The organism is Bacteroides sp. (assembly GCF_019417265.1).
GTDB lineage: Bacteria > Bacteroidota > Bacteroidia > Bacteroidales > Bacteroidaceae > Phocaeicola.
Window position 1 is genome coordinate 1 of record NZ_DXVR01000077.1, and the last position, 14257, is coordinate 14257.

Annotated in this window: 15 protein-coding genes and 3 pseudogenes; 12 read left to right on the top strand and 6 right to left on the bottom strand. The window is 40.2% G+C overall.

Annotated elements, in window-relative coordinates; all coding sequences use genetic code 11:
* From QZ379_RS09470 to QZ379_RS09495, 6 genes are all read left to right on the top strand, one after another.
* Nucleotides 1–472, top strand: a 472-nt coding sequence (locus QZ379_RS09470) for a hypothetical protein (protein ID WP_291563679.1), incomplete at its 5' end; no start/stop codon positions are given.
* A 26-nt stretch (nucleotides 473–498) separates the two neighbouring features.
* On the top strand, nucleotides 499–987 hold the full coding sequence (locus QZ379_RS09475; protein ID WP_291563681.1) for a hypothetical protein: 489 nt from the start codon (nucleotides 499–501) through the stop codon (nucleotides 985–987).
* 9 nt (nucleotides 988–996) lie between these two features.
* Nucleotides 997–1203 (top strand): hypothetical protein, encoded by a 207-nt coding sequence (locus QZ379_RS09480; protein ID WP_291563683.1) that lies wholly within the window; start codon nucleotides 997–999, stop codon nucleotides 1201–1203.
* 306 nt (nucleotides 1204–1509) lie between these two features.
* Complete coding sequence (locus tag QZ379_RS09485) at nucleotides 1510–2307, top strand: hypothetical protein (protein ID WP_291563685.1); 798 nt, start codon at nucleotides 1510–1512, stop codon at nucleotides 2305–2307.
* Between the two features lie 60 nt (nucleotides 2308–2367).
* A complete protein-coding gene (locus QZ379_RS09490) occupies nucleotides 2368–2643 on the top strand; it encodes a putative quinol monooxygenase (protein ID WP_291563687.1) in 276 nt (91 codons plus the stop codon).
* Nucleotides 2644–2709: 66 nt separating this feature from the next.
* Nucleotides 2710–3462 (top strand): SDR family oxidoreductase, encoded by a 753-nt coding sequence (locus QZ379_RS09495; RefSeq protein WP_291563689.1) that lies wholly within the window; start codon nucleotides 2710–2712, stop codon nucleotides 3460–3462.
* Between the two features lie 21 nt (nucleotides 3463–3483).
* Here the strand turns inward: QZ379_RS09495 and QZ379_RS09500 are convergent, their stop codons facing one another.
* Complete coding sequence (locus QZ379_RS09500) at nucleotides 3484–4608, bottom strand: aldo/keto reductase (RefSeq protein WP_291563691.1); 1125 nt, start codon at nucleotides 4606–4608, stop codon at nucleotides 3484–3486.
* A 16-nt stretch (nucleotides 4609–4624) separates the two neighbouring features.
* Nucleotides 4625–4843, bottom strand: coding sequence for a hypothetical protein (locus QZ379_RS09505; RefSeq protein ID WP_291563693.1), 219 nt, complete (start codon nucleotides 4841–4843; stop codon nucleotides 4625–4627).
* Nucleotides 4844–5005: 162 nt separating this feature from the next.
* Here QZ379_RS09505 and QZ379_RS09510 point away from each other — a divergent pair, with 162 nt between their 5' ends.
* The 6 genes and pseudogenes from QZ379_RS09510 (at nucleotide 5006) to QZ379_RS09535 (ending at nucleotide 8669) form a co-directional block, all read left to right on the top strand.
* Nucleotides 5006–5284 carry a hypothetical protein gene (locus QZ379_RS09510; RefSeq protein WP_291563695.1) on the top strand — a complete coding sequence of 93 codons (279 nt, stop codon included), beginning with the start codon at nucleotides 5006–5008 and terminating at the stop codon, nucleotides 5282–5284.
* Nucleotides 5278–5907, top strand: coding sequence for an AraC family transcriptional regulator (locus QZ379_RS09515; RefSeq protein ID WP_291563697.1), 630 nt, complete (start codon nucleotides 5278–5280; stop codon nucleotides 5905–5907). The genes QZ379_RS09510 and QZ379_RS09515 overlap by 7 nt, the downstream gene beginning before the upstream one ends.
* Before the next feature lie 135 nt (nucleotides 5908–6042).
* Nucleotides 6043–6693, top strand: a pseudogene (locus QZ379_RS09520) (TonB-dependent receptor plug domain-containing protein); the annotation flags it as partial.
* Nucleotides 6693–7241, top strand: a pseudogene (locus tag QZ379_RS09525) (DUF362 domain-containing protein); the annotation flags it as partial. The pseudogenes QZ379_RS09520 and QZ379_RS09525, both read left to right, overlap by 1 nt.
* Before the next feature lie 98 nt (nucleotides 7242–7339).
* The gene (locus QZ379_RS09530; RefSeq protein WP_291563699.1) at nucleotides 7340–8110 is read left to right on the top strand and encodes a carboxymuconolactone decarboxylase family protein; all 771 of its coding nucleotides are present in this window, start codon (nucleotides 7340–7342) and stop codon (nucleotides 8108–8110) included.
* A gap of 1 nt (nucleotide 8111) precedes the next feature.
* Nucleotides 8112–8669: a flavodoxin gene (locus tag QZ379_RS09535; protein WP_291563701.1), complete on the top strand. Its 558-nt coding sequence runs from the start codon at nucleotides 8112–8114 to the stop codon at nucleotides 8667–8669.
* Between the two features lie 71 nt (nucleotides 8670–8740).
* On the opposite strand, the gene QZ379_RS09540 is transcribed toward QZ379_RS09535, so the two are convergent.
* The 4 genes and pseudogenes from QZ379_RS09540 to QZ379_RS09555 form a co-directional block, all read right to left on the bottom strand.
* The gene (locus QZ379_RS09540; RefSeq protein ID WP_289104189.1) at nucleotides 8741–10081 is read right to left on the bottom strand and encodes a citrate/2-methylcitrate synthase; all 1341 of its coding nucleotides are present in this window, start codon (nucleotides 10079–10081) and stop codon (nucleotides 8741–8743) included.
* Between the two features lie 21 nt (nucleotides 10082–10102).
* On the bottom strand, nucleotides 10103–11362 hold the full coding sequence (gene icd / locus QZ379_RS09545; protein WP_291563705.1) for an NADP-dependent isocitrate dehydrogenase: 1260 nt from the start codon (nucleotides 11360–11362) through the stop codon (nucleotides 10103–10105).
* Between the two features lie 125 nt (nucleotides 11363–11487).
* On the bottom strand, nucleotides 11488–13743 hold the full coding sequence (locus tag QZ379_RS09550; protein ID WP_291563707.1) for an aconitate hydratase: 2256 nt from the start codon (nucleotides 13741–13743) through the stop codon (nucleotides 11488–11490).
* Between the two features lie 321 nt (nucleotides 13744–14064).
* Nucleotides 14065–14257 (bottom strand): annotated as a pseudogene (locus tag QZ379_RS09555) (hypothetical protein); the annotation flags it as partial.

A 14257-nucleotide genomic window follows, 5' to 3' on the forward strand; every position in this document is an offset into this window, starting at 1 on the left:
GTACGAATATACTCCCAAACATGATATTAATGCAATAAAAGAGTTGTATGAGTTTTATCAAAAAAAATTAGATAAATATGGCATAATTATAATTGATAATAAAATAATAGACAAAGAGAAAAACACTTATTTAGTAGCAGATGTAGAAAAAGAAATTATTGAAATAATAAGTCACCTCGAATATAACACTAAAATAGAGAAAATGGATTTTATAAATGTTGCATCTAATCTCGAAAGAAATGGTCTTCCATACTCAGATATCATAGTAAAAGCTTTATATGTGTATGATAAATATTATAAGCAGGCTAAATCCGACGATCCTTATGAAAGGCTATCAGCTGGTATTAAATTAATAGATACAGGAAAAGGATTATTACGTAATGCGATATGCTACAGAGCAGTTTATGAGTATTGCAAAAAAGAAGGGTATAATGCAAACGATATGCGTAAAATTGCAGATAATATAAAATAATCTTATTTTTTATCTATAAATTTATCATGAAAAAGATAGCATTATTTGTCAGCGCATTACTCATCTGCGGAATGGCTAATGCACAGTATTTCTGCACAAAAAACGGTACGGAGCTGCATTACGTAAACTATGACGAAGTAGGACAGAGTGTTTCTAACGTAACTACCACCATAAAGAACGTTACAAATGAAGACGGTAAAACTCTTGCTGATTATTACAGCAAGACAGTGACAACCAAGACCAAAAACAACACTTCCTATTCACTGACACAATGGAGCTACGACGGAAATAATACCGTTTGTACAGAAGACCTGATGTACGAACTTTATATAGCTTCAGACTCCGACCCTGATAAGTACGGTCCTACAGCTAAAGCGGCTCTGCAGGAAGAAATGAAGTTTGACGGAGATAACTCTTTTACATTATCAGACAATGCAAAAGCAGGTGAATCTATGCCGGATCGCTCATATAAGCTTATTCTCAATATGCTGAAAAACGAAATCAATATTTCCTGAACTGCATATATGGGTAATGAAACAGTAAGCACTACAGCAGGTAAATTCGACTGTATTAAAATATCGTATCTGAAACGTACCAAGATTGTATTGAAGACTACAACATTGAGAATCACTGAATGGTATGCAAAAGGTGTAGGACTCGTAAAATCTGAGGCTTACGACACAAAAGGTAAATCATACGGAAAGACTTTGCTGACCAAAATTGTAAAATAAAATTCAAAAGAAGCAAGAATCAAAAATATTCTAATATGTATGAAGGTAGCGCTCTAAACCTGAGTGCTACCTTTATTTTTAACCAACTCATCTCTTTGCAAACCTTTTGCAAAACATTTTCAAACGCTGCTTAAATACCATTCGAACAGCATTTAAATGCCATTTAAACGGTATTTACTATCGGCAGATTTGTAAAAAACGAAAAACAAATAATAAAGATGCAGAAGATGTTTTGTAATTATTACAAGTTTCCCTAACTTTGATAAAAATATCAGACTTTATATCCATTTGTAAAAACATCTGTATATGAAATTCAGAATTATCATACTATCTGCGTTTTGTCTCCTTTCGGCAGGCATATATGCACAGGAAGACAACTCAAAGTTGAGAAAGGACAGTCTGAGAACCATAACTGATGAAAGTCTTGGCATCCCGGAAATGTCACCTGTAAATAATGGTATGAAAAAGCCTGAAGTAAAAGCAGAAATGGAAGCGCAACAGATGGAAATACAGGAAATAAAGCTCCGCTGCCCGTTCTATATGCCTTACTACACGAACCCCTCTCCTATGTTCTACGGTGATTACAGTACCGGCGGAATGATTGCTCCCAATCTGTATGGCTACGGTTCGCAATCAACTCTGCCCGGAATCGGAAGAATAAACGAAGCGTCACTGATGTACCAATACAACATAAACGATTATTGGGAGATACAGGCAGGACTGAATGCTACAAAGTTTAATTTCCCGTTCAGTACCGGTCAGGCTTTCGGAACATCAGGAGCAGTAATTTACCGGCCGAATGATAAACTGAGTTTCAAGGCTTTCGGTTCATACGCTCCGGCAAGTGCATACGGATTTCAGATGAGCAGTTTCGGAGGAACTATAGGCTATGAGTTCAACGATAGATGGGGAATGGAAGTCGGTGCAGAAAGGATATATGACCCAATGAGAGGAAGATGGGACACACGCCCTATTGCAATACCTTATTACAAATTTAATAAGGCAAGAATAGGACTGGACGTTGGAGGTATTCTTTATGAGATAATAAGAAGCACAAAATTAAAAAATCAGGGCGGCACCCCTACAATAATGCCTGGAAGATAAAGAATATAATGCAAATGCAGATATAAAAATTTATTTACAAACAACTAAAAAGACAAGATTATGCTAAGATTAAATGTATTTATCCAAGTATCGGAAGGAAACAAGGCTGAAGTGGAAAAAACAGCAAAAGAACTGGTAGCAGCATCATTGAAAGATGAAGGATGCATTGCATACGATTTCTTCAAGAGCGCAACACGCGAAGATGTTTATATGATTTGTGAAACATGGACTGACGAGGCTTCTCTGAAAGCTCATTCGGAAAGTACACACTTCACTACACTGGTTCCAAAGATTGAGAGCCTTGCAGCTATGAAACTTGAAAAATTCCAATTCTAAAACAATAACTGATAACGGCGATATTATCTTTAAAAACGGGTAATATCGTCTTTTTTTCATAAAGATATGCAGTTCGACAACAAGGTATGTATAGTAACCGGAGGTAATGCCGGTATAGGCAGATGTATTGCTGAGAGTTTCAGTAAAGAAGGTGCCAGAGTATATGTTATAGACAGAGACATTGACCACGATACTGACGAAAATATCTTCTGCTACAAAGGGGATATTTCAGAGAAAGAAGTACTGGAAAGTTTTGCCGCATGGGTATTGTCAAAAGAAGAGAAAGTTGATTTTCTGATAAACAATGCATGTCTGATGAACGGCGGTATATTAAGCGGATGCTCATACGAAGATTTCATGTATGTGCAGAAAGTCGGTGTGGCTGCCCCTTACTGGCTGACAGCATTATTCAAGGAACATTTCTCTAAAAGTGCGTCCATAGTAAACATATCTTCTAGCAGGGCATTCCAGTCGCAAGCAGATACGGAAAGCTATACAGCGGCCAAAGGTGGCATAACAGCACTTACTCATGCTCTCGCTGTAAGCCTCAGCGGTATAGCAAGAGTAAATTCCATTGCTCCGGGATGGATTGAGACCGCACGTTTCCACAAGGATTCAGAAGTCCCGGAATACTCGGAAGCCGACATCATGCAACATCCTTCACAGCGCATAGGCGAGCCTGAAGATATTGCCAGAGTTGTTATGTTCCTGTGCGACGAAAAGAACAGTTTCATAAACGGAACAAACCTCACGATAGACGGAGGAATGGGCAGACTGATGGTATATCATAATGATAATGGTTGGAAAATGGAAGTATAATCTGTAATCCACAAATCGTCATTATTTATCTATCTGACTTTCAGTAAACGGATCTGCACGATGCCCCTTAAGGTCTATCTTTGCATATTCACGATCAAACTCCTCAACTTCCCATGCTGCCAGACGTACTGTTCCAGCTCCAAGTAAATCATCCAGATGTTGAGGGTTTGTTGTACCGGGAATAGGAACTATCCAAAATTTACGCGACAACATCCACGTAAGGGCAAATTGTGCCGGAGTCATATTCTTTCGCATAGCCCACTTACGAATTAGCTCCACTAATGGCATATTATGTTTTAAAGCTTCGGGAGTGAACTGCGGTAAATTCCATCTACGGTCTCCTTTATGAAAAGTGCTGTTTTCGTTTATCACACCAGTTAGAAACGCCCGTCCCAACGGACAGTATGGCACAAAACCAATACCCAACTCTTCAAGTGTAGGAAATATCTTAGTTTCAGGCTCACGCCACCAGATAGCATATTCACTCTGAACTGCTGATAACGGACAAACAGCATGAGCCTTTCTGATAGATCTGGCACTGGCTTCAGACAAGCCCCAATTTAAAACTTTCCCTTCTTGGATTAAATCTTTAACCACTCCTGCAACTTCTTCTATTGGAACTTCTGGATCAACACGATGCTGATACAACAAATCAATATAATCAGTACGCAAACGCTTTAACGATCCTTCCACAGCTCTGCGAATATGATCCGGCCTACTGTTTAAGGCTGTAGGTTTACCTTCTTCAACTCCAAAACCAAATTTCGTTCCAATTTTAACCTTGTCACGAAAAGGAGCTAAAGCCTCGCCCACCCATGTCTCACTGGTATATGGCCCATAAACCTCTGCCGTATCAAAGAACGTTACTCCCATTTCATAAGCATGGCGGATAAGAGATATCATATCTTTCTTTTCATACTTACCACCATAATAACCAACCATTGGCAGACATCCAAGTCCTATTGCAGATACTTCCATTCCTCCGAGTTTTCTATGTTCTATACTTCCGGAAGATACATTTATACCTTTATTTCCATTCTCAGACTCAGAAGTACCATTGGCTATTACCTTAGATATGCCAGTCAAAGAACCTGCTGTAGATAATACTGCCACAGATGATAGTTTCAAAAAATTTCTTCTGTCCATAATCTATAAACCTTTATTAATTACTATTATCAAGACCTGTCAAGCCACGTAATATTTCTATTTCGTTATCTTCAAGTTGTAGTTCACATTCCACATTATCTGTATCCGTTATAATTCCATTCTGCGTCAGGAAAAGCCGCAAAAGTGCTTGTGGATTAATGTGATAACGGTCTGCAATAAAACAAACGACCTCGTCTTCAAATAATTGGGGAGAAATGATAATTTGCCTATCCATTTTTCATTGTTTTTTGATATCACAAAGTTACTTGCCCCAGATAACAATAAAGTAACAATAAGTGGGACATTTGTATCATTTTTACTGATAATGCCACTATTGAGTTTTAAGATTGAGTGAAAAGTTTTATTTTTGCCGTGACATGGATAAAAGCATAGCACAATGAGCAAAATTCTGAAAGTAAAAAATGTAAACGATTATTGTAACTGGCTGGGTTATGAAAGCCAACACCCACAGGTTTGTGTAATTGACTACAAGGAAGTCTCCCCTATACGTCATTGTCTGGCCAACTACAGTGTTTACGGAATATTCTTTCACGATGAAGCAAAAATAGATTTAACATACGGGTGTGGCAAATATGACTACAAGAAAGGTACTGTAATTTGTGTAGCTCCGGGCAGATTGGAGGAAAGGAAGACAACGGTGAACGAGTTATGCTGACCGGATGGGCACTACTTTTCCACCCTGATATACTACAAGGCTCAACACTGGAAAAGACTATAAAAAATTACACATTTTTCGATTACCGCATAAACGAGGCTCTACATATGTCAGAAGAAGAAGAACATGATATTTTGGTGTCATTAATGCACCAGATGAGAGATGAGCTATCAAAAAGACACGATGAACAGCAGAATGCAATTATAGTGGGCTACATAGAATTGATGCTTAATTTCTGCCAACGTTTCTACAATCGCCAGTTCTTGACCAGAAAGCTGGAAAATTCAGATATACTGATACGATTCAATTCACTGTTACAGGATTATTATGAGAAAGGAATACAGTTTACACTCGGATTACCAACTGTACAGTATTGCGCAAATGAATTATTTATGTCGTCAAACTACTTTGGAGACCTTATAAAAAAGACTACAGGCGATACCGCCGGCAACCACATCAGGCAATACATTATTCAACGTGCCAAAAATGAACTTATAAGCGGAGCAACTGCATCACAAGTAGCATATAATCTTGGATTTGACTATCCTCAACACTTAAGCAGATTATTCAAAAAATGTTGCGGATGTTCCCCGACAGAGTATGTAAAACAGAACAGAAAATAATAACAACCCTTATACTTTGAATAAATATCTGTAATTTGGGTAAATAATGCAGTAATAGATATACGAATATTCTTTACATGTGTTATAACTTTGTACGGTGAAAACAAATTATAAACATTGTAAGAACATTTATATATGAAAACAATAATCCCCAATATAAAAAGATGTATATTTTACATCGCATTATTTACCCCACTCGGTCTGTCGGCACAAAGCATAATCGACTCCACACGGGTTTATAACATCAATGAAGTGGTAGTGACAGGAAGCCGTAGCGAAACTGATGTACGCCACCTGTCGCAGACGGTATCTGTAGTAGGTCGTGACCGTATAGAAAGTGCCATGCAGCCCTCACTACTGCCTGTACTTACCGAACAGGTTCCGGGACTTTTCGTTACATCACGTGGCATTATGGGATACGGAGTGTCAAACGGCGCTGCGGGAGGTATATCATTGCGTGGTTTGAGTGGTGGCTCAGGACGACTGATGGTGATGATTGACGGCCATCCCCAGTACGCAGGTATCTTCGGTCATCCGATAGCCGATGCCTATCAGTCATTCCTTGCTGAACGTGTAGAGGTACTTAGAGGTCCGGCTTCTGTTCTGTACGGTTCTAATGCAATGGGTGGCGTAGTGAATATCGTTACACGCAAAATGCAGGAAGACGGAGTAAACACAAATCTGCATGCAGGTTATGGCTCATACAACACACTGGAAACAGAACTTACCAACCGCATCCGCAAAGGACGTTTCTCAAGCGTAATATCAGGTTCTTACAACCGTACTTAAAAGGCGGAAAACATCTTACAAAAGATATTGTCGGCAAGAACTTTCTCAATTATGATTTCACAATAATCCTCTCTCACTTCAAAGGACATGCCATTGGAGGATTCGGTGGTGCAATCAAGAACATGTCAATAGGAATAGCTTCATCCAATGGTAAAAGATTAATACATTCTGCCGGAGAAAGTACCACAAGCTGGGGAAATCCGAAACAGGATGATTTTCTGGAATCCATGGCCGAAGCAGCAAAGGCAGTGGCAGATCATTGCGGAGAAAATATACTCTACATAAGTGTAGCCAACAATCTTTCTGTTGACTGCGACTGCGATTCTTCACCGGAAGATCCTAAAATGGGTGATATAGGTATTCTGGCATCTCTTGACCCGGTTGCATTAGACCGTGCATGTACAGATCTGGTACGTTCCTCAAAAGACCATGGTAAAATACACTTGATTGAACGTATTGATTCACGTCATGGCATGCATACTCTGGATCATGCTGAAGCACTTGGAATGGGAAGTCAGAAATATGAATTAATTGAACTTGATTGATAAATCATACATATAATTTTATTCATTACAAAAACCCGTATCAGATGAAAACAAATTTACTATTACTGATTACATTATCAATTTTTATTTTTCCGAATATGGCTAAATCACAGGTAAAAGTCCAGCAAACTGCAGGACATGATGTATTAGGAGAATTTGCTCCGGAATTTGCACATCTTAATGACAATATCCTTTTTGGTGAAGTATGGAGCCGTAATGACTTGCTTTCCATGCGCGACCGCTCAATCGTTACCGTTGTTGCACTTATGTCACAAGGTCTGACTGACTCATCATTCAGACACCATCTTGAATTCGCAAAAAAGAACGGAGTGACAAAAACTGAAATAGCAGAAATACTTACTCATGCAGCATTCTATGCAGGCTGGCCTAAAGCATGGGCTGTATTCCGTATGGCAAAAGAAGTATGGGCTGAGGACAGTATAGCAAGCACATCACTTGACGCATACGCACAGACAATTATTTTCCCTGTAGGCAAACCTAACGACGCATATGCAAAATATTTCGTAGGTCAAAGCTATCTGGCTCCTATAGTTGCAGAAGGAGTTCCCGTTGCCAATGTAACATTCGAACCAGGCTGCCGTAATAACTGGCACATCCATAAAGCCAATAAAGGTGGAGGACAGACTCTTATCTGCGTAGGCGGTCGTGGCTACTATCAGGAATGGGGCAAAGAGCCTATAGAGATGAATCCGGGCGACGTTATATACATTCCAACCGGAGTAAAGCACTGGCATGGAGCCGCTCCTGACAGCTGGTTCTCACATCTTGCCATGGAAATTCCGGGAGAAGGATGCAGTAATGAATGGCTGGAACCGGTTAATGACGAAGATTATTCAAAACTGAAATAACATGAGAACTTTAATACTGATAATTATGAGTCTTTTTTGCTTAAACAGCCAGTCAAACGCACTGCAAAAGAAGGATAATGCGGAAACTAAAATCCTCGTGGCTTATTTTTCATGTACGGGAAACACCGAAAGCGTTGCAAAATCAATTTCAAAAGCTACCGGTGGAACACTGTATAGGATTACTCCAAAGAAAGCATACTCTTCTGCCGACCTTGACTGGAGGAATAAAAACAGCAGAAGTTCAATAGAAATGAATGACGACAATTCACGTCCTGAACTTGGTGGTGAAACTATTAATATGAATGACTACGACACTGTATTTATAGGTTACCCAATCTGGTGGGACTTATGTCCGCGTCCGGTAAATACATTCATTGAGAAGTATAATCTTTCCGGCAAGACAGTTATTCCTTTTGCTACATCAGGCGGAAGTTCTATCAACAATAGTGTGAAACAACTGAAGAAGCTGTATCCAGAAGTGGATTGGAAAGAAGGCCGCTTGTTCAACAGAGGAAGCAAACAGGCTGAAGAATGGGCTAAACAGATTATCACAAAATGACATCTTGGGGGTAGTAACAAGAAAATTGGAGTTGCATCGTACATCACGATACAACTCCAATTTTATATGCTTTATCTTTCTGATATAGGTTTGTAAGGAACTTCATTAAGTACGTTCTTGTATGCAGGACGGATGATACGGCGACCGTCGAAATGTAATTCCTCAATGCGGTGAGCTGTCCAACCGACAATTCTCGCCATAGCAAACAGAGGAGTGTATATCTCATGAGGCAATCCCATCATCTCGTATATGAATCCTGAATAGAAATCCACATTAGAGCATACTTTCTTCTTTTCTCCCTTGACTTTCTTGAAACAAGCTATGGCACGCTTTTCTATCAGTTCAAGGAAGGCAAATTCTTTTTCACAGCCTTTTTCTGCAACAAGTTCACTTGCCAACTCTTTCAGAAGAACTGCACGCGGGTCCGAAATGGTATATACGGCATGGCCTATACCATAGATAAGGCCACTTTTGTCGTAAGCCTCTTTATTCAGCATGCGAGTAAGGTAAGTATCTATCTCATCAACATTAGTCCAGTCTGAAATGGCTTCTTTCAGGTGATGGAACATATTTACAACCTGAATGTTTGCGCCACCATGTAACGGGCCTTTGAGCGAACCTATTCCTGCCGCGATACTTGAATATGTATCGGTACGTGTAGAACTTGTAACCCTGACAGTAAATGTAGAGTTGTTACCACCACCGTGTTCAGCCTGGAGAACCAGCAGAAGGTCAAGCATACGTGCTTCAAGAGGAGTATAATCTTTCTTTATCATATAAAGAAAATTCTCAGCCAACGAGAGTTTCTCATCCGGATAGCGGATATGCAATGAGCGTCCGTGTGTACTGTGACGGTAGATGCTATATGCGTATGCTATGACTGTAGGGAACTTTGAGATAAGTTCGATAGACTGACGCATAAGATTGTCGCGCGAGATGTCATCCGGATTAGGGTCGAATGTGTACATTTCCAGAACGCTACGAGCCAGGATATTCATTATGTTATGACCTTCCAAGTCGATTATATTCATCGTAGTCTTCTTGTCAAGCGGCATATTGTCGTTTATCAGTTCCTTGAAAGAAGCCAGCTGCTCCTTGTCAGGAAGCTCACCCGACAAAAGCAGATATGCAACCTCTTCAAAGCCGAAACGTTTCTCTTTCAAAAGAGCATGAACGATATCATCCAAATCATATCCTCTATAGAAAAGCTTACCCGGAATAGGTTTCAAGCCTTCTTCCGTTTTCTCATATCCTACTACATTTCCTATTTTAGTAAGTCCTACAAGTACACCTGTTCCATCCTCATTACGAAGACCACGTTTTACATTATAACTTGTAAATAAGCTATTGTCAATTCTACATGCCTGCTTCGCACATTCGGAAAGTTTGTAAACTATATATTCTTTTTTCATGTTCAGTTCGTTATAGTTGAATTAAAGACTTTGTATTATTCTCTCTGCAAATTCATCTGTACCCAATACCTTACCGTCCGGCATAAATCTTGCCAAATCAATAGTTGCCTCAGAATTTTCAAAAACCTGTTCAAGGGCAGATGTAATCAGGTCGGCCGCTTCCTGCCATCCCAAATACTCAAGCATCATTACTGATGACAGAAGAAGAGAACATGGGTTAACCATATTCTTACCTGCAATATCAGGAGCTGTTCCGTGAGTTGCTTCGAAGATAGCATGACCGCTATTGTAGTTTATATTTGCTCCAGGAGCGATACCTATACCGCCTACCATGGCTGCCAGCTGGTCTGATACATAGTCTCCGTTAAGATTCAGAGTTGCAATAACAGAATAGTCTTCCGGTTTCAGCAATGTATTCTGAAGGAAGGCATCGGCAATACAGTCTTTTATTATTACTTTTCCCTTGTTGATAGCCTCAGCCATGGCAGCCTTTGCAGATTCTTCTCCCAAATCTTTCTTCAACTGCTGATAATAGTTCATGGTGAATGTCTGTTCTGCAAACTCTGTTTCAGCCACTTCATATCCCCATTTCTTGAAACCGCCCTCAGTAAACTTCATGATGTTTCCCTTATGAACAAGTGTTACCGACGGAAGCTTATGATCCAAGGCATATTGTATGGCAGAACGCACCAAACGCTTTGTTCCTTCTACAGAGACAGGCTTCACTCCGAAAGACGAAGTTTCAGGGAATCTCACCTTGGTAACTTTCATCTCATTGTAAAGGAAATCATAGAATTTCTTTGCTTCAGGAGTACCCTGTTCCCATTCTATTCCGGCATATATATCTTCTGTATTCTCTCTGAAAATACACATGTCAACTTTCTGAGGCTCTTTCAAAGGAGATACTACACCCTTAAACCATCTTACAGGACGCAGACAAACATACAAGTCCAATGTCTGGCGCAATGCTACGTTGAGCGAACGTATTCCACCTCCTACAGGTGTAGTAAGCGGACCTTTGATTCCTATCAGATATTCTCTGAATACATCCATTGTAGATTGCGGAAGCCACTCTCCCACCTGTTTATAAGCCTTTTCACCGGCCAGGACTTCCATCCATTCTATTGAGCGCTCATCTTTGTAAGCTAATTTTACTGCTTCATTTACAATTTTCTGGCAAGCAGGAGTTATTTCAGCTCCTACTCCATCACCTTCTATAAAAGGAATAGTAACATTTGAAGGTACTACAAGTTTACCTTCTTCCATACGAACTTTACTCATCGTCTAGTTTCTCCTATAGTTATATTTAATTTTGTTTAAATCAATGAAGTTAGAGAAGTTATGAAGTTAAGGAAACTTCTTCTGACTCTTTATCTTCATTAACTACTTTACCTTCTCTACCTCCTTTAACTCCTAAATGTATTTAGTGCCGAACCTGCCTTAAACCATTCTATCTGCATTTCATTATATGTATGCACGGCCTCGAAAGAATCCTGTGTACAGTCTTCATGAGTTAATACCACTTTCAGATTACGTCCCGGTGCAAAAGTTTCAAGTCCAATGATTGAAATCCTGTCATGTTCCTGCACTTTGTCATAGTCATCCTTATCGGCAAAAGTCAGCGCAAGCATACCTTGTTTCTTCAGGTTTGTTTCGTGGATACGTGCGAAACTCTTTGCAAGGATAACCTTTACGTTGAGGAATCGTGGTTCCATAGCAGCATGTTCACGGCTTGAGCCTTCGCCATAGTTTTCTTCTGCCACTACAATAGATGAAATGCCCTTAGCCTTATATCCGCCGGCTACAGCTGATACTTCGCCATAACTGCCGTCTGCCGAGTTCCAAACCTTATTTGTCTCACCGTTGAATGCATTCACAGCTCCCATAAGCATATTCTTGGAGATATTTTCCAGATGTCCGCGGAATCGAAGCCATGGACCTGCCATTGAGATATGGTCTGTGGTACACTTGCCTTTGGTCTTGATAAGCAGAGGCATATCCAAAAAATCCTTACCATACCATGGAGCAAACGGCTGAAGCTTCTGCAGACGTTCTGATTTTGGGTCAATGATAACTTCAATATTACATCCGTCTGCTGAAGGAGCTACATAACCGTTATCATCAACTGTAAATCCTTTCGCAGGAAGCTTGTCACCGGTTGGAGCATCCAGTTTCACCTGCTCGCCTTTATCGTTTACAAGAGTATCTGTCATAGGATTAAAGCACAAATCTCCGGCAATGGCAAATGCTGTAGCAATCTCCGGTGATGCAACGAAAGCATGTGTATTAGGATTGCCGTCTGCACGCTTTGCGAAGTTTCTGTTGAACGAAGTCACAATGGAATTCGGTCTTGTAGGATCATCTGTCTCACGTTTCCACTGACCGATGCAAGGACCGCAGGCATTTGTCATTATCACGGCACCTGCATCTTCAAAATCGGCAATCATGCCGTCGCGCTTTGATGTGCAGTACACGAGTTCAGAACCCGGATTAACCAGTAACGGTGATTTCATCTTCAAGCCTTTGTCTTTCAACTGTCTTACCAACGAAGCAGCCCTTCCCAAATCCTGATATGACGAGTTTGTACATGAACCGATAAGTCCTACTTCCATACGTTGTGGATAACCGTTTGCAATGACCTTGTCCTTGAACTCAGACAACAGGCATGCCGCATCCGGTGTAAACGGACCGTTAAGATATGGTTCCAATGCTGACAAATCTATCTCAATAACCTTATCATAATACTTTTCAGGAGATGACAGAACCTCATTATCCGCTTTCAGGTCGTCAGCTACTTTCAAGGCCATGTCGGCCACTTCTTCACGTCCTGTAGCTCTAAGATATTCCACTATTTCATAATCGAACGGGAATACGGATGTAGTCGCTCCTACCTCAGCTCCCATATTACAGATAGTAGCTTTACCGGTAGCCGAGATTGAAGAAGTACCTTCTCCGAAGTATTCTATTATGGCATTTGTACCACCCTTGACAGTCAGTATTCCGGCCAATTTTAGGATAACATCCTTTGGTGCTGCCCATCCGTTCAGTTTTCCTTTGAGGTGTACACCTATTATTCTCGGCATTTTCAGTTCCCATTCCATACCGGTCATTACGTCAACGGCATCGGCACCTCCGACACCAATGGCAATCATTCCAAGACCGCCGGCGTTAGGTGTATGCGAGTCCGTACCTACCATCATTCCTCCGGGGAAAGCATAGTTTTCCAGTACGACCTGATGTATGATTCCTGCTCCCGGCTTCCAGAAACCGATTCCGTATTTCGATGCCACACTCTTCAGAAAATCATATACTTCCTTATTGGTTGTCTGTGCTACAGGCAAATCTATAGAAGCACCTTTATATGCCTGTATCAGATGGTCGCAATGTACAGTTGCTGGTACAGCAGAAACATTCTTACCGGCATTCATAAACTGAAGCAATGCCATTTGTGCCGTAGCATCCTGCATGGCTACCCTGTCCGGACGGAAATTTACATAGTCCACTCCCCTTTCAAAACACTTTATGGAATTAGCATCGTAGAGATGGCTATACAAAATCTTTTCAGCCAAAGTCAAGGCCCTGCCTAATTTTTTTCGTGTATCCTGTACTTTACCGTTATATGAAACATAGAATTGTTTCATCATTTCCAAATCATACATCATAGTAACTAAATCCTATTAATTATGTAAATACCTTTTTATTATCAATCGACTATTCTTTTTTCTTTAAATTCAGCTATCAAATGTCCACAAAAGTCACGCAATATTCGGTATTTTAATTGATATATGCAAGCAATATGCAATATTTAATTGATAAAAGATATAATTTTCTATGGTTAAAGTACAAAAAGTTACATAAATATACAAAATCAGAGAAAGTATAGCCTGCTGAAATGACTATCCTTTCGTCAATCTCCATTGATAAGGCAGCACGTACATTATAATATATTTTTCTTGCACCGCTGTTTGTCACTTCTTCCCTTTTTATGGCAGACCACGTCCCCTGCTTGTTGGAAAGGTAACTGAAGGCTCAACCTCCCAAGCACTTTGACTGGTCAAGGCTCCAGAAAGTTCAACTTGCCAAAAACGTTTCTCCCCTCTATCTTGAGAATAAAGTGAAACAACACCCCACGAAAGGGAAATAGCGATAAAAAATCTTACAATCTGTGTTTTAAGC

Coding starts and splice junctions, on each gene's coding strand:
- QZ379_RS09475 (WP_291563681.1), top strand. CDS start 499: ATGAAAAAGATAGCATTATTTGTCAGCGCATTACTCATCTGCGGAATG.
- QZ379_RS09480 (WP_291563683.1), top strand. CDS start 997: ATGGGTAATGAAACAGTAAGCACTACAGCAGGTAAATTCGACTGTATT.
- QZ379_RS09485 (WP_291563685.1), top strand. CDS start 1,510: ATGAAATTCAGAATTATCATACTATCTGCGTTTTGTCTCCTTTCGGCA.
- QZ379_RS09490 (WP_291563687.1), top strand. CDS start 2,368: ATGCTAAGATTAAATGTATTTATCCAAGTATCGGAAGGAAACAAGGCT.
- QZ379_RS09495 (WP_291563689.1), top strand. CDS start 2,710: ATGCAGTTCGACAACAAGGTATGTATAGTAACCGGAGGTAATGCCGGT.
- QZ379_RS09500 (WP_291563691.1), bottom strand. CDS start 4,608: ATGGACAGAAGAAATTTTTTGAAACTATCATCTGTGGCAGTATTATCT.
- QZ379_RS09505 (WP_291563693.1), bottom strand. CDS start 4,843: ATGGATAGGCAAATTATCATTTCTCCCCAATTATTTGAAGACGAGGTC.
- QZ379_RS09510 (WP_291563695.1), top strand. CDS start 5,006: ATGAGCAAAATTCTGAAAGTAAAAAATGTAAACGATTATTGTAACTGG.
- QZ379_RS09515 (WP_291563697.1), top strand. CDS start 5,278: ATGCTGACCGGATGGGCACTACTTTTCCACCCTGATATACTACAAGGC.
- QZ379_RS09530 (WP_291563699.1), top strand. CDS start 7,340: ATGGCTAAATCACAGGTAAAAGTCCAGCAAACTGCAGGACATGATGTA.
- QZ379_RS09535 (WP_291563701.1), top strand. CDS start 8,112: ATGAGAACTTTAATACTGATAATTATGAGTCTTTTTTGCTTAAACAGC.
- QZ379_RS09540 (WP_289104189.1), bottom strand. CDS start 10,081: ATGAAAAAAGAATATATAGTTTACAAACTTTCCGAATGTGCGAAGCAG.
- icd (WP_291563705.1), bottom strand. CDS start 11,362: ATGAGTAAAGTTCGTATGGAAGAAGGTAAACTTGTAGTACCTTCAAAT.
- QZ379_RS09550 (WP_291563707.1), bottom strand. CDS start 13,743: ATGATGTATGATTTGGAAATGATGAAACAATTCTATGTTTCATATAAC.